The following is a 13,912-nucleotide window of genomic DNA, read 5'->3' on the forward strand; positions in this document are numbered from 1 at the left end:
GTCTGCGGGCGGACAGTAGCGGAGCCAACATGATCGCCTATATCGCCAAGCGTCTGCTCGCCGCGATCCCCGTCCTGTTCGGGCTGACGGTGATCGTCTTCGCCATCATGGCGCTGATCCCCGGCGATCCGGCCCAGGCGATCCTTGGCAATTTCGCCACTCCCGAAAACGTCGAAAAGCTCAACCGCGACCTCGGCCTCGACAAGCCGCTGGTCCAGCAATACTTCATCTGGCTGGGCAACCTCTTCCAGGGCGATCTGGGCCGCTCCTACATGCAGAACCGGCCGGTGCTCGACATCGTGCTCGAGCGCTTCAACGCCACGCTGATCCTCGCCGGCACCGCGCTCGTTTTGTGCTCGGTGCTCGGCCTGATCGCCGGCGTCATCTCGGCCGTGCGCCAGTATGGCTGGGCCGACAAGGCGATCACCTTCGTCGTCCTGATCGGAATCTCGATCCCTTCCTTCTGGCTCGGCCTGCTGCTGATCCTGGTCTTTGCGGTCAATCTGCGCTGGTTTCCCGCATCGGGCATGTATTCGATATTCGGCGGCGGCGACCTGCCGGATCTTCTGCACCATCTGTTCCTGCCCGCGCTGACGCTCGCCGTGGTCGCCACCGGCGTCATCGCCCGGCTGACGCGCACGGCGATGCTCGAAGTGCTGCGCCAGGACTTCATCCGCACCGCGCGCGCCAAGGGCGTCACCGAACGCTCGGTCATCTACAAGCACGCCTTCAAGGCCGCGCTCGTCACCGTCATCCCGGTGATCGGCATCCAGGCCGGCTTCGTGCTCGGCGGGGCGGTCTATATCGAGACCGTCTTCCAGTGGCCCGGCATCGGCTCGATGCTGGTCACCGCCATTTCGACGCGCGACCTGTTGCTCGTGCAGGGCGGCGTGCTCGTCGTCGCCGCCGCCTATGTACTGTTCAATCTGGCCGCCGACGTCGTCCAGACCATCCTCGATCCGAGGCTGCGCTGATGACCGCCGTCGAAAGCGCCCCGATCCAGCCCGCCAGAAAGGCCTCCGGCCGGCCGAGCGCCACGCGCCTTCTGCTCAACAACACGCTCGCCACCGGCGGGCTGGTCGTGCTTGCCGCCATCGTGCTGATCGCGCTTGCCGCTCCCATCCTGCCGCTGGCCGACCCGAACGTGACGGCGCCGGCCAATCGCCTGCTGCGCCCGCTCTCAGAGGGCCATCTGCTCGGCACCGACGCGCTCGGCCGCGACATTCTCTCGCGGCTGATCTGGGGCACCCGCGTCAGCCTGCTCGTCGGCATTTCGGCGACGCTGATCGCCGCCTTCTTCGGCTCGCTGATCGGGCTGGTCGCCGGCTATGCGGGCGGGCGCATCGACACCGTGCTGATGCGCGGCATCGACATGGTCATGGCCTTTCCCTACATCCTGCTCGCGCTCGCCATCGTCGCCGTGCTCGGGCCGGGGCTCCTGAACGCGCTCTACGCGATCGCCATCGTCAACATCCCGTTCTTTGCCCGCAACATTCGCGGCATCACGCTGGGCCTTGCCAGGCGCGAATTCGTCGACGCGGCGCGTCTTTCGGGCAAGTCCAATGCGCAGATCCTGTTCATCGAGGTGCTGCCGAACGTGCTGCCGGTGATCGTGATCACCATGTCGACCACGGTCGGCTGGATGATCCTGGAGACGGCGGGCCTGTCGTTCCTCGGCCTTGGCGCGCAGCCGCCGCAGGCCGATCTGGGCTCGATGCTCGGCGATGGCCGCAAGATCCTGTTCACCGCGCCGCATGTGTCGATCATTCCCGGCCTGATGATCTTCGTGCTCGTCATGAGCATCAATCTGCTCGGCGACGGGGTGCGCGACGTGCTCGACCCGCGCCTGAAGTCCGGCGCGCTGTCGCGGCCGGTCGCCCGTACCGCCGTGACGCGCCAGGGGCTGGTGCCCGATGCCGCGCCCGATCCGGCGGCCGTGCTGGACGTGCGCGAGCTGCGGACCGAGTTCCATATCGGCGGCGAGGTGTTCAAGGCCGTCGGCGGCGTCGACATGCGTGTCGGCAAGGGCGAGTGCCTCGGGATCGTCGGCGAATCGGGCTCGGGCAAGTCGGTCTCGGCCATGTCGATCATGGGGCTGGTGCCGACCCCGCCCGGACGCATAACCGGCGGCGTGGCGCTGCTCGAGGGCGAGGACCTGTTCTCGGCATCCGATGAACGGATCCGCCAGCTGCGCGGCTCGGCCGTCAGCCACGTCTTCCAGGATCCGCTGTCGACGCTGCACCCGCTGTTCACGGTGGGCGACCAGCTCGTCGAGGCGATCAGGGCGCACGAGCCGGTCGCGAAATCGGCGGCGCGCCGCAAGGCCGAAGAACTGCTCAGGACCGTGCGCATCCCCAATCCGGCCGAGCGCCTGAAGGCCTATCCGCACGAACTGTCCGGCGGCATGCGCCAGCGCGTGTGCATCGCCATGGCGCTGGCCCACGATGCCAAGGTGATCATCGCCGACGAGCCGACCACCGCGCTCGACGTGACGGTGCAGGCGCAGGTGCTGTCGCTGCTCGACACGCTGCGCGCCGAGCGCGACACGGGCGTGCTGTTCATCACCCATGATTTCGGCGTCGTTTCGGCGATCTGCGACCGCGTGGCGGTGATGTATGCGGGCCAGTTCGTCGAGACCGGCACGACCGAGCAGATCCTGTCCTCGCCCGCGCACCCCTACACCGCCAAGCTGATCGATTGCGTGCCCGTTCTCGGTGAACCGGACCGCCGGCTCGACGCCATCGAGGGGCGTCCGCCCATGGTCAACGATCTGCCCAAGGGCTGCGCCTTCGCGCCGCGCTGCCCGCGCGCCAGGGACACCTGCCGCGCCGCGCCGATCGGGCTGACCGAACTGGGCGACGGCCGCACCGTGCGCTGCCTTTACCCGCTGACGGAGGATGGCGATGAGTGAGGGCGCGCTTCTGACCATCGAGGGCGTCGACAAGACCTTCGGCGGCGGCCGCACGCTGTTCGGCCAGCCCAGACCGGCCGTCCACGCCGTTCAGGACGTCTCGCTCGACGTTCAGCCCGGCGAGACGCTGGGCGTGGTCGGCGAATCGGGCTGCGGCAAGTCGACCCTGGCGCGCATGATCGTCGGGCTGGATGCACCCACGGGCGGGCGCATCACGTTCGACGGGCGCGATCTCGCCGCCGAGGCGGGCCGCGACCTCAGGCGCCTGTCGCGCGACGTGCAGTATGTGTTCCAGGATCCGGTCGCCTCGCTCAATCCGCGCAAGACGATCCGCACGATCCTCGAAGCGCCGCTGAAACACCTGACCGATCTCGATGCGGCGGGCCGCAGAGAGCGCCTCGAGGAGTTGATGGGCGCGGTCAATCTGGCGCCGTCCTTCCTCGACCGCTATCCGCACGAATTCTCCGGCGGGCAGGCGCAAAGGATCGGCGTCGCCCGCGCACTCGCCGCCGATCCCAAGCTGATCGTGCTCGACGAGCCGGTCTCGGCGCTCGACGTGTCCGTGCAGGCGCAGGTGCTCAACATCCTGGACGGGCTGAAGGATCGGTTCGGGCTCACTTACGTTTTCATCAGCCACGACCTGTCGGTGATCGAGAGCGTTTCGGACCGCGTGGCGGTGATGTATTTCGGCCATGTCGTCGAGATCGGCACGAGCCGGTCGGTGTTCGGCCGCCCCCGCCATCCCTATACCCACCTGCTGCTCAATTCGGCGCCGGCGCCGGGTCGCCGCTCGCTGAGCGCCGAGGATGCCCATACCGAACTGCCCGATCCCTACAATCCGCCGCCGGGGTGTCCCTTCGTGCCGCGCTGTCCGCGCGCGACCGAGATCTGTTCGACGGCCATGCCGCCGCTCGAAGGCGAAGCGGCCGATCCCGGGCACCGGGCGGCGTGCTATCATCCGCACGAGCATGGCGCGCCATGACCGGCGCCCAGGGCGACAGGATCGTGCACATTCCACAGCCTGCGGCGCTGGCGCGGCGGCGCAAGCGGCCTGACGTGATCGCCGATGCGATCCGCGACAAGATCATGCAGTCGGACCTTCAGCCCGGCGACCGCGTGCCGACCGAGTGGCTCGCCGACGAGGCACTGCGCGCCTCGCGCGGCACGCTGCGCGAGGCGATGACGATCCTCGAATTCCAGGGCCTGATCACCACGCGCACCGGGCCAGGCGGCGGCGCCTTCGTGACCGCGGTCGACACGACCAACGTGCTGTCCATGCTCAACAATCTGTTCCTGTTCGAGCCGCCCTCGATCGCCGACATCTATGCGCTGCGCAAGTTCGTCGAGCCGGAACTGGCCGCCTTGGCGGCACGCGAGGGGCTGTCGGACGCCGCCTTCGAGGCGTTGCAGGCGACCGTGCGGCTGTACGAGGCCGAACCCCGTTCGGCCAGCGAGGAATACCGCCAGCGCCTGGCCGAGCTCGATTTTCACGCCGAACTGGCGCGCATGGGCTCCAACAAGCTGTTGGGCTTCATCGCCGTCTTCCTTCTGAACCTGCTGCGCGACATGACGGTCTGCCGGGAAATCTATCAGCAGCCCAATCCGCGCCTGCGCCGGACGGGGCTGCATTATCAGGTGCAGTTGCTGCGGGCGATCCGCGCCGGCGAAAGCGAAAAGGCGCGAACGCTGATGCACGATCACATGGTCGAGGCGGAAGCCTACATGCTCGAACGCGCCGCGATGCGGACAAGGCCCGAATCGTCCGGCGAGCGTGACGATCGCTGAACCGTCGGCGCCGCGCCGGCGACTTGCCGTGCCGGACCGATCGGCCGCGCAATGGGCTTGCCGGGCATGGCCGCATGCTGGCATGAGACCGGACGGTGGCCGGCACGGTCCGGCAAGGGTGGGCAGGAACCGCCGATGCGCTCGACACGGAGGGGAAGATGACAAGACCGGCGATCACGTGCGTTGCACCGACGGGCGATGTGGTGGGCGAGGCGGCGACCTGGTCGGCCGACGAGGACCGGCTCTACTGGGTCGATATCGGCCGGTTCCTCGTGCACGTCCTAAACGTGCGCACGGGCGCCGTGACCAGCCGCTTCTTCGACGAACCTGCCGTAGCCCTTTCGATGACCGACGTGCCGGGCCGGCTGCTGGTGGCGCTCTCCTCGCGGCTGGTCTATCTCGATGTGGAGAGCGACGCGCGGCACGATCTCGGGATCACGCTGGACGATTTCCCCACCGCGCGTTTCAACGACGGCCGCACCGACCCGAACGGCGCGTTCTGGGTCGGTTCGATGGGCAACAATGTCGGCCCGCATGGCGAGAGCATCGACATGGCCGAAGACGCCGGGCGGCTGTTCCGCTATCGCGCCGGCGGCGGGCTCGAGGAATTGGAGAGCGGGATCGGCATCTCCAACACCGTGTGCTGGGCGCCCGACGGCAAGACCTTCTATTTCGGCGATACCCTGAAGAACGAAATCCGCGCCTATCCCTACGACCCGGCGAGCGGGGACATCGGCCCGGGCACGCCGCACTTTGCCGGCTTCGACCGCGGTCTGCCGGACGGTTCGGCGATCGACAGCGAGGGCTTCTTGTGGAACTGCCGCTTCGGCGGCGGCTGCATCGTGCGGGTGGCGCCGGACGGGACCGTCGACCGGGTGATCGAGATGCCGGTCAAGAACATCACCACCTGCACCTTCGGCGGTCCCGGCCTGAAGACGCTTTACGTGACGACCGCGGCGCTGCAAAAGGCGGTCACGGACCGGCTCGCCGGCAGCGTCTTCGCCATCGAGGCCGATGTGGCCGGCATGGACGAGAACCGCTTCAGAACCTGAAACCGGACCGGCGCCGATCGCACCATCACACACGCCCCTGCGGCCGGCGCGGTACGTTCTCGCAGAGCGCTTCAAGCTCGTCGACCGCCTGCAGCATCTGCCGGCGCAGCACCTTGATGCGCAAGGGATCGGCACCGGACCGATAGGCCTGTCTGAGCGAGACCAGCAGATCCTGAACCTCGTCGGCGGCAGCGCAGATGGCGACGCCGCCGGCATAGCGCGGCATGCATTTGAGCATCAGCCGACGCAGCCGGTCGGCCTGGCCCGGTTCGCTGCGATCGATGGCGTGCACGAAACTCCTGACGGGGTCGAAGCGGCGCATGGTCGTTCGTGTCCTTGCTCGGGCCGGCGGCGGGCCCAGGCGGCAAATCTGCCCGCAAAGGAACATGCGCGTTGTGTCCGAGGTCACAGGTCGAACGATGATGGCGATCACGGGCGAGGCGGCGCGGCTGGCGCCGCGGATGGGCCCGGTTCGCGGATCGAATCCGGCACGGCGCGCAACTGCTTGAAAAACCGAGAAAAATCTGGTGGGCGATGCTGGGATTGAACCAGCGACCCCTGCCGTGTGAAGGCAGTGCTCTCCCGCTGAGCTAATCGCCCGATCCGGCGCAGCGGCCGACGGGCGGCCGGCGTGATGCGCAGTGGTCAGGGCCGCGATATAGGCGGGCGCATGCGCGCAAGTCAACGCTCAACTTCTCTGGCCGCGGCCGGCGGCGCATTGACGGTTGGCGCCATGCGAACACCGTGATAACGCAAGGCCGCCCGCGACGATCGAGATTGGGGGGAGATGTCAGACGAAGCGATGAAAGCCCGGGCCGCGCGAGCGGCGCTCGCCCATGTCGACAGCGGGATGCGGCTTGGCATCGGCACCGGTTCGACGGCCGAATGCTTCGTGCGGGCGCTGAGCGAAGCGATCGGCGACGGGCTTTCGATCACCGGCGTGCCCACATCGGAGCGCACGGCGGGGTTGTGCGTGCAGCTCGGCGTGCCGCTGGCCTCGCTCGGCGAGGTGCCCGAACTCGACCTGACCGTCGACGGTGCCGACGAGATCGACCCCGATCTCAACCTGATCAAGGGCGGCGGCGGGGCGCTGTTGCGCGAGAAGATCGTCGCCGCCGCCTCGGCGCGCATGATCGTCATCGCCGATGACAGCAAGCGCGTGGCGCATCTGGGCCGTTTTCCCCTGCCGATCGAGGTCAACGCGTTCGGCCTGGAAGCGACGCGGCGCGCGGTGGCGCGGGTCGCCCTGGCCCATGGCGCCACCGGGGAGCCCCGACTGCGCATCGGGCGCAAGGGCGAACCCGTGGTCACCGATGGCGGCCATCACATCATCGACGCATCATTCGGCCATATTTCCGACCCAGGTGCATTGGCCTGCGCACTCAACCGGATTCCGGGCGTCGTCGAGCACGGGCTGTTCCTGTCCATGGCCGACCTGGCGATCCTGGCCGGTCCGCAGGGCGTCGAGGAGATTGCGGCACCGAAGCGCGACGGCGAGGCGGCCGGCTGATCGATTGCGGCGACAACACAGCACAATGGGAACGAGCGAAATGATGTCATTGAGGATAGTGCGGAACGGGCTGCTTGCCGCGGCCATGGGCGTGACCATGGCGATGGGTGCGGCGCATGCCCAGCAGGAAATCTCGGAGAGCCACCTTCAGGCCGGGCGCGACGCCATCGCCGCGATCAAGGCGACCGAACGGTTCGATACGATCCTGCCGGAAGTCGGCCTGGCGCTGAAGGAGCGGCTGATCCAGAGCAACCCCGACCTCGAGGCCGAGATCATCCAGATCGTCGATGAGACGACGCTGGAACTGGCGGCCCGCCGCGCCGATCTCGAGCGCGAGGCGGCGGCCATCTATGCCCGCTCGATCAACGAGGAGCATCTGCGCCAGATCGCCGACTTCTACGAAAGCGAGGCCGGCCAGGCGCTGCTCGATGGCGGGCCGTTTCTGGCAAGGCAGGTGACCACGGCCGCCTCGATCTGGCGGCGCGGCATCGAGCGCGATCTTCTGGCGCTCGTCACCCGCCGCATGAACGAGGCGGGCCTGCGCCGGGTGACGGCGCCGGACGACGCGGCCCAGGCAAGCGAATAGGCGGGCGCCGGCGCGCCGGGCAGGGCCGGCGCAATCGCTGGCGCCCGAGCCGGCGAGACGGCCGCAAACAGGCAACGAAACGGGCAACAGGCGGGACCATGGCCGCGTATGACTATGATCTGTTCGTGATCGGCGGCGGTTCGGGCGGGGTGCGCGCGGCGCGGCTGGCCGGAGCGATGGGCAGGACCGTGGCGCTGGCCGAGGAATACCGCATGGGCGGTACCTGCGTGATCCGCGGATGCGTGCCCAAGAAGCTGCTGGTCTATGCCTCGCAGTTCTCCGAGCATTTCGAGGACGCGCCCGGCTATGGCTGGCAGGTGGGACGCACCGCGTTCGACTGGCCGACCCTGATCGCGGCCAAGGATCGCGAGATCGCACGGCTCGAAGGGCTCTATCGCAAGGGGCTCGACACGAGCGGCGTGCGCATCTTCGACAGCCGCGCAAGCCTGGTCGACGCCCATACCGTGCTCATCGAGGCGACCGGCGAGACGGTGACGGCCGACCAGATCCTCATCGCGACGGGCGGCCATCCCAATCTGCCGCTCGATCTGCCCGGCCACGAACTGGCCATCACCTCCAACGGCGCGTTCAATCTGGCCGAACTGCCCAAGTCGGTCATCGTCGCAGGCGGCGGCTATATCGCCGTCGAGTTCGCAAACATCTTCCACGGCCTTGGCGTCGAGACCACGCTGATCTATCGCGGCACCAAGATCCTGGGCGGGTTCGACGAGGACCTGCGCGACCATCTGCAGGACACCATGGTCGCCAAGGGCATCCGCGTCATCTGCCACCAGATCCTGCACGAGATCGGCCGGCGCGAGGATGGCCGGCTCGATGCGCATCTGTCCAAGGGCGAGCACATGGTGGTCGACCAGGTGATGATGGCGATCGGCCGCTGGCCGAATACGCGCGGGCTCGGCCTTGAAGGCGTCGGCGTCGAGACCGACCGGCGCGGGGCCATCGTCGTCGACGACTATTCGCGCTCGAACGTGCCCAATATCTGGGCCGTCGGCGACGTGACCAACCGCATGCAGCTCACGCCGGTGGCGATCCACGAGGCGATGTGCTTCCTTCAGACCGCGTTCAAGGACAACCCGACGAAGCCCGACTATGAAGCGGTGGCGACGGCGGTCTTTTCCCAGCCCGAGATCGGCACGGTCGGGCTGACCGAGGACAGGGCGGCGGACATTCATGCCGAACTCGAGGTCTACAAGGCCGTGTTCCGGCCCATGCACCATGTGCTGCCCGACCGGCGCGAACGCATGATGATGAAGCTGATCGTCGATGCCGCAAGCCGCGTCGTGGTCGGCGCGCATGTCATCGGGCCGGGCGCGGGCGAGATGGCGCAATTGCTGGCGATCCCGCTCAAGGCCCGTTGCACCAAGGACGATTTCGACGCGACCATGGCCGTTCACCCCACGGCGGCCGAGGAACTGGTGACCATGTATGCACCGAGCTATCTTGTGCGCGCGGGCGAGCGCGTCGATATCTAGGGCATGACGGAGCACCTTCATACCATGGCCGCGCGCGGGGAGATTGTGGCCTATTTCGGCTATGGCTCGCTGGTGAACCCGGCGACCCACCGCACCGCGACCGTCCATTGCGAGCGCGCCCATCTGCGCGGCTACCGCCGGGCGTGGCAGGAACGGCCCGACGAGGCCGAGCATCCGATCGCGCTTCTGACCGCCGCGCCCGAGCCGGACGAGGCCATCGAACTGAGCGGGCTGATCGTCTTCGACCGGGCCGAAAACCTGCCGGCGGTGGACGAGCGCGAGGCGGGCTATGACCGGCTGGCGCTGGCGCCCGACCGGCTGCGCCTGGACCGGCCCGATGCGGCGCTGCCCGACATGCCGATCTATGTCTACAGAGCGCGGGCGCCGGCGCGGCCCGAGACGGTTCATCATATCCTGCAAAGCTATCTCGACGCGGTGCTGCAGGGCTATCTGCACCAGTTCGGACCCGAAGGCGCGCGCGCCTTTGTCCGGCACACGGCGCGCTTCGATACGCCCGTGCTGCGCGATCGCGACGAACCGCTTTATCCGCGCGCGGTGCGCCTGAGCGGGGACGAGCGCGGCTTCATCGACGCGCTGACCGCCGATCTGAGGCTCGTCGACGGGTTCGTGTGATCGCGCCGCCCGCCATTGCGGGGTGGCAGGGCGACCGGCTTTGCTCTATAGAGGCGCGGTCGCGCGGGCCAGCCCGCGGGGCATTTTCAGTGCGTGCAAGACCAGGCGGACGATCATGGCAGACAATTGGACACCCCAGAGCTGGCGCAACAGGCCGATCCAGCAGGTGCCGGCCTATCCCGACGAGGACAAGCTCAAGGCGGTCGAGGACCGGCTGCGCAGCTATCCGCCGCTGGTTTTTGCAGGGGAAGCTCGGGCCCTGAAGAACGCGCTCGCCGATGTCGCCGCCGGCAGGGGCTTCCTGCTGCAGGGCGGGGATTGCGCCGAGAGCTTCGCCGAGCATGGCGCGGACACCATTCGCGACTTCTTCCGCGTCTTCCTGCAAATGGCGACGGTGCTGACCTTCGGCGCCTCCAAGCCCGTGGTCAAGGTCGGCCGCATCGCCGGTCAGTTCGCCAAGCCGCGCTCGTCGGACATCGAGCAGCGCGACGGCAAGACGCTGCCTTCCTATCGCGGCGACATCATCAACGGCATCGAATTCGACGAATGGTCGCGCATTCCCGATCCCGAGCGGCAGATCATGGCCTACCGGCAGTCGGCGGCGACGCTGAACCTGTTGCGCGCCTTCGCCCAGGGCGGATTTGCGAGCCTTGAAAACGCCCATCAGTGGATGGTCGGCTTCATCGAGGGCAGCCCGCAGAGCGAGCGCTATCGGCGCCTGGCCGATCGGCTGTCGGAGGCGATGGAGTTCATGGCCGCGATCGGGCTGACCGCGGACCGGCACGCGCGGCTGCGCGAGACCGATTTCTACACCAGCCACGAGGCGCTGCTGCTGGGCTATGAGGAGGCGATGACGCGCGTCGATTCCACCTCCGGCGACTGGTACACGACCTCCGGCCACATGATCTGGATCGGCGACCGCACGCGCCAGCACGATCATGCCCATGTCGAGTTCGCGCGCGGGGTGAAGAACCCGATCGGGCTCAAATGCGGCCCCTCGCTGCGTCCGGACGATCTGCTCAACCTGATCGACACGCTCAACCCGGCCAACGAACCGGGCCGGTTGACGCTGATCGCCCGCTTCGGGCACGAAAGGGTTGGCGAGCATTTGCCGGCGCTGATCCGCGCGGTCGAGCGCGAGGGAAAGACCGTGGTCTGGTCGTGCGATCCGATGCACGGCAACACGATCACGGCGAACGGTTACAAGACGCGGCCCTTCGACCGCGTGCTCGGCGAGGTGAGCGCGTTCTTCGACGTGCACGAGGCCGAGGGCACCTATCCGGGCGGCATCCACATCGAGATGACCGGCAAGGACGTGACCGAATGCATGGGCGGGGCGCGCGCGGTGACCGAGGAGCAGCTCCAGGATCGCTACCACACCCATTGCGACCCGCGCCTGAATGCCGACCAGGCGCTCGAACTGGCTTTCCTGGTGGCCGAAAGGCTGAAGGACGGCCGCAAGGCCGATGCGCCCAAGGTGGCGGTAAACCAGTAGGCCCCGCGCCACCGGTCGACACCGGCCGCGGCGCCCTTGCGGCGCCGCAGTTCCCTCGTTTCGTGGATGGACAGGCGTGATGAGCACCGCCCCCGACGTCCTGCGCATCGCCGTCGCCCAGATCAATCCGGTCGTCGGCGACATTGCCGGCAACCTCGAAAGGGCGCGGGCCGCGCGCGCCGCGGCGGCCGCCCAGGGCGCCGATCTGGTGCTGCTGACCGAACTGTTCCTGTCGGGCTATCCGCCCGAGGATCTGGTGTTCAAATCCGCCTTCATCGCCGCATGCGAGGCGGCGATGCGCACGCTTGCGGCCGATACCGCCGATGGCGGGCCGGGCGTGATCGTCGGCCTGCCGCTCGCGCGCGCCGACGGGCTGCACAATGCGGTCTGCGTGCTCGACGGTGGGGCGGTGACCTCGGAATGGTTCAAGGTCGATCTGCCCAATTACGGCGAGTTCGACGAAAAGCGCGTCTTTGTGCCCGGGCCGATGCGCGGGCCGGTCGATTTTCGCGGGGTGCGCATCGGCATTCCGATCTGCGAGGACATCTGGGGCGACAAGGGCGTGTGCGAGACGCTGGCCGAGAGCGGGGCGGAGATCCTGCTGGTGCCGAACGGCTCGCCCTACTATCGCGGCAAGATGGATGTGCGCCACCAGGTCGTCCTGCGCCAGGTCATCGAGAGCGATGCGCCAATGATCTATGCCAACCAGGTCGGCGGGCAGGACGATCTGGTCTTCGACGGGGCGTCCTTCGCCTTCAATGCCGATCGCCGGCTCGCCTTCCAGATGCCCCAGTTCATCGAGCAGGTGGCGGTGACCACCTGGCGCCGCGGCGACACCGGATGGGCCTGCACGGACGGGCCGATGGCGCCGCTGCCCGAGACCCTCAAAGCGGATTACCAAGCCTGCATGCTTGGCTTGCGCGATTATGTGAACAAGAACGGCTTTTCCGATGTGGTGCTGGGGCTGTCGGGCGGCATCGACTCGGCGCTGTGCGCGGCACTGGCGGTCGACGCGCTCGGCCGGGAGCGCGTGCATTGCGTGATGATGCCCTACGCGTACACCGCGCCGGAATCGATCGCCGATGCGGAAGGCTGCGCGAAGGCGCTCGGCTGCCGCTACGATGTCGTGCCGATCCACGCGCCGGTCGAAGGTTTCCGCGCCGCGCTTTCGGCCATGTTCGCCGGCACCGATGAAGGCGTGACCGAGGAGAACCTGCAAAGCCGGACGCGCGGGACAATCCTGATGGCGATCTCCAACAAGTTCGGCTCGATGCTGGTGACCACCGGCAACAAGAGCGAGATGAGCGTCGGTTATGCCACGCTCTACGGCGACATGAATGGCGGGTTCAATCCGATCAAGGACGTCTACAAGATGGAGGTCTATGCGCTGGCGCGCTGGCGCAACGCGCACCGGCCGGACGGGGGGCTGGGGCCCGAAGGCGAGGTGATCCCGGTCCACGTCATCGAAAAGGCGCCCTCGGCCGAATTGCGACCCGACCAGACCGACCAGGATTCGCTGCCGCCCTATGAGGTGCTGGACGACATCCTCGAGTGCCTGGTGGAAAATGAGATGGCGGTCGACGCCATCGTCGCGCGCGGGCACGACCGGGCGCTGGTCCACCGCATCGAGAACCTGCTGTACATCGCCGAATACAAGCGCCGGCAATCGGCGCCGGGCGTGAAGATCACGCGCAAGAATTTCGGCCGCGACCGCCGCTATCCGATCACGAACCGGTTCCGGGACCGAACTTGAATATATATGGAGTATGCATTACCTTCGAGCAGGCGGCTGCATTGGAGCGACCGGAAGAACCGGGAGCTTATGGAGCGCCATGGTATCGGATTTTCCGATGTCGTCAGCGCAATCGAAAACGGTGGTTTTCTGGATATGCGGCGGCATCCCGACACAAGGCCCTACGGTCACCAGTTGCAGCTTTTGGTCGAGATCGACGGTTATGTTTTCGTGGTCCCGTGCGTTGTCCATGACGATGGCCTTTTTCTGAAGACGCTGTATCCGTCACGAAAGGCCACGGCGGCCTATCTGGGAAGGGGTTCGAATTGATGGCGCGTTTGCCCGCAGAGACGGAAGACATGACGCCGGAACAGGAGGCGGAGTTGACTGCCACGACCGAAGCCGGTGAATGGAAAAGTGTCGACAATGTCGATGAATGGAAAGCATGGCTCGGGGCGGCGGCGCGCAATACGCTCAATCCGAAACGCAAACGCATCTCGATCGCGGTTCCCGAACGGGACCTCGTGAAGCTGAAGGCGCGCGCATCGGAGGAGGGGATCGCCTACCAGACCCTGATCAATTCGCTGATCCACAAATATGTGGAAGGGCGCCTCAAGGACTGACCGGCCAAGCGTCGGCGACAGCCGCTGTGCGATCACGAACCGATTCGGTGACCGGACGTAGCCAACTGGCGGTTCACGCATTTTCCGCTGTG

General features: G+C 67.3%; 14 protein-coding genes and 1 tRNA gene. 13 read left to right on the forward strand and 2 right to left on the reverse strand.

Going from position 1 to position 13,912, the window contains the following annotated elements; genetic code table 11:
• Window positions 1-29 precede the first annotated feature (29 nt).
• The 5 genes from RBB34_RS11310 to RBB34_RS11330 all read left to right on the forward strand — a co-directional run bounded on the left by RBB34_RS11310 (window position 30) and on the right by RBB34_RS11330 (window position 5,748).
• Window positions 30-974, forward strand: a complete 945-nt coding sequence (locus tag RBB34_RS11310; RefSeq protein ID WP_306119331.1) for an ABC transporter permease — start codon at window positions 30-32, stop codon at window positions 972-974.
• Entirely contained in the window at window positions 974-2,911 is a 1,938-nt protein-coding gene (locus RBB34_RS11315; protein WP_306119332.1) for a dipeptide/oligopeptide/nickel ABC transporter permease/ATP-binding protein, read from the forward strand. Before RBB34_RS11310 ends, RBB34_RS11315 begins: the two co-directional genes overlap by 1 nt.
• The gene (locus RBB34_RS11320; RefSeq protein ID WP_306119333.1) at window positions 2,904-3,893 is read left to right on the forward strand and encodes an oligopeptide/dipeptide ABC transporter ATP-binding protein; all 990 of its coding nucleotides are present in this window, start codon (window positions 2,904-2,906) and stop codon (window positions 3,891-3,893) included. Before RBB34_RS11315 ends, RBB34_RS11320 begins: the two co-directional genes overlap by 8 nt.
• Window positions 3,890-4,696, forward strand: coding sequence for an FCD domain-containing protein (locus tag RBB34_RS11325; protein ID WP_306119334.1), 807 nt, complete (start codon window positions 3,890-3,892; stop codon window positions 4,694-4,696). Before RBB34_RS11320 ends, RBB34_RS11325 begins: the two co-directional genes overlap by 4 nt.
• A gap of 158 nt (window positions 4,697-4,854) precedes the next feature.
• The gene (locus tag RBB34_RS11330) at window positions 4,855-5,748 is read left to right on the forward strand and encodes an SMP-30/gluconolactonase/LRE family protein (RefSeq protein WP_306119335.1); all 894 of its coding nucleotides are present in this window, start codon (window positions 4,855-4,857) and stop codon (window positions 5,746-5,748) included.
• A gap of 25 nt (window positions 5,749-5,773) precedes the next feature.
• Here RBB34_RS11330 and RBB34_RS11335 read toward each other — a convergent pair whose 3' ends face one another.
• The gene (locus tag RBB34_RS11335; protein ID WP_306119336.1) at window positions 5,774-6,070 is read right to left on the reverse strand and encodes a hypothetical protein; all 297 of its coding nucleotides are present in this window, start codon (window positions 6,068-6,070) and stop codon (window positions 5,774-5,776) included.
• Window positions 6,071-6,273: 203 nt separating this feature from the next.
• A tRNA-Val gene (locus tag RBB34_RS11340) sits at window positions 6,274-6,348 on the reverse strand.
• Between the two features lie 187 nt (window positions 6,349-6,535).
• Between RBB34_RS11340 and rpiA the strand changes: the two genes are divergently transcribed.
• From rpiA to RBB34_RS11380, 8 genes are all read left to right on the forward strand, one after another.
• Window positions 6,536-7,258 (forward strand): ribose-5-phosphate isomerase RpiA, encoded by a 723-nt coding sequence (rpiA, locus tag RBB34_RS11345; RefSeq protein WP_306119337.1) that lies wholly within the window; start codon window positions 6,536-6,538, stop codon window positions 7,256-7,258.
• Between the two features lie 43 nt (window positions 7,259-7,301).
• Window positions 7,302-7,844, forward strand: a complete 543-nt coding sequence (locus tag RBB34_RS11350; protein WP_306119338.1) for a DUF2059 domain-containing protein — start codon at window positions 7,302-7,304, stop codon at window positions 7,842-7,844.
• A gap of 98 nt (window positions 7,845-7,942) precedes the next feature.
• Window positions 7,943-9,337, forward strand: coding sequence for a glutathione-disulfide reductase (gor, locus tag RBB34_RS11355; protein WP_306119339.1), 1,395 nt, complete (start codon window positions 7,943-7,945; stop codon window positions 9,335-9,337).
• A 3-nt stretch (window positions 9,338-9,340) separates the two neighbouring features.
• Window positions 9,341-9,970, forward strand: a complete 630-nt coding sequence (locus tag RBB34_RS11360) for a gamma-glutamylcyclotransferase family protein (RefSeq protein ID WP_306119340.1) — start codon at window positions 9,341-9,343, stop codon at window positions 9,968-9,970.
• Window positions 9,971-10,085: 115 nt separating this feature from the next.
• A complete protein-coding gene (locus RBB34_RS11365; RefSeq protein ID WP_306119341.1) occupies window positions 10,086-11,465 on the forward strand; it encodes a 3-deoxy-7-phosphoheptulonate synthase class II in 1,380 nt (459 codons plus the stop codon).
• 79 nt (window positions 11,466-11,544) lie between these two features.
• On the forward strand, window positions 11,545-13,218 hold the full coding sequence (locus tag RBB34_RS11370) for an NAD+ synthase (protein WP_306119342.1): 1,674 nt from the start codon (window positions 11,545-11,547) through the stop codon (window positions 13,216-13,218).
• Window positions 13,219-13,224: 6 nt separating this feature from the next.
• Window positions 13,225-13,527, forward strand: coding sequence for a DUF4258 domain-containing protein (locus RBB34_RS11375; RefSeq protein ID WP_306119343.1), 303 nt, complete (start codon window positions 13,225-13,227; stop codon window positions 13,525-13,527).
• The gene (locus tag RBB34_RS11380; protein ID WP_306119344.1) at window positions 13,527-13,820 is read left to right on the forward strand and encodes a CopG family antitoxin; all 294 of its coding nucleotides are present in this window, start codon (window positions 13,527-13,529) and stop codon (window positions 13,818-13,820) included. The genes RBB34_RS11375 and RBB34_RS11380 overlap by 1 nt, the downstream gene beginning before the upstream one ends.
• Window positions 13,821-13,912 lie beyond the last annotated feature (92 nt).

The sequence above is a fragment of the Roseitalea sp. MMSF_3546 genome (assembly GCF_030732865.1).
Classification (GTDB): domain Bacteria; phylum Pseudomonadota; class Alphaproteobacteria; order Rhizobiales; family Rhizobiaceae; genus Roseitalea.

Bases quoted from the DNA above. Each gene is read 5' to 3' on its own strand.
- RBB34_RS11310 (WP_306119331.1), top strand. From the start codon at position 30: ATGATCGCCTATATCGCCAAGCGTCTGCTCGCCGCGATCCCCGTCCTG.
- RBB34_RS11315 (WP_306119332.1), top strand. From the start codon at position 974: ATGACCGCCGTCGAAAGCGCCCCGATCCAGCCCGCCAGAAAGGCCTCC.
- RBB34_RS11320 (WP_306119333.1), top strand. From the start codon at position 2,904: ATGAGTGAGGGCGCGCTTCTGACCATCGAGGGCGTCGACAAGACCTTC.
- RBB34_RS11325 (WP_306119334.1), top strand. From the start codon at position 3,890: ATGACCGGCGCCCAGGGCGACAGGATCGTGCACATTCCACAGCCTGCG.
- RBB34_RS11330 (WP_306119335.1), top strand. From the start codon at position 4,855: ATGACAAGACCGGCGATCACGTGCGTTGCACCGACGGGCGATGTGGTG.
- RBB34_RS11335 (WP_306119336.1), bottom strand. From the start codon at position 6,070: ATGCGCCGCTTCGACCCCGTCAGGAGTTTCGTGCACGCCATCGATCGC.
- rpiA (WP_306119337.1), top strand. From the start codon at position 6,536: ATGTCAGACGAAGCGATGAAAGCCCGGGCCGCGCGAGCGGCGCTCGCC.
- RBB34_RS11350 (WP_306119338.1), top strand. From the start codon at position 7,302: ATGTCATTGAGGATAGTGCGGAACGGGCTGCTTGCCGCGGCCATGGGC.
- gor (WP_306119339.1), top strand. From the start codon at position 7,943: ATGGCCGCGTATGACTATGATCTGTTCGTGATCGGCGGCGGTTCGGGC.
- RBB34_RS11360 (WP_306119340.1), top strand. From the start codon at position 9,341: ATGACGGAGCACCTTCATACCATGGCCGCGCGCGGGGAGATTGTGGCC.
- RBB34_RS11365 (WP_306119341.1), top strand. From the start codon at position 10,086: ATGGCAGACAATTGGACACCCCAGAGCTGGCGCAACAGGCCGATCCAG.
- RBB34_RS11370 (WP_306119342.1), top strand. From the start codon at position 11,545: ATGAGCACCGCCCCCGACGTCCTGCGCATCGCCGTCGCCCAGATCAAT.
- RBB34_RS11375 (WP_306119343.1), top strand. From the start codon at position 13,225: ATGGAGTATGCATTACCTTCGAGCAGGCGGCTGCATTGGAGCGACCGG.
- RBB34_RS11380 (WP_306119344.1), top strand. From the start codon at position 13,527: ATGGCGCGTTTGCCCGCAGAGACGGAAGACATGACGCCGGAACAGGAG.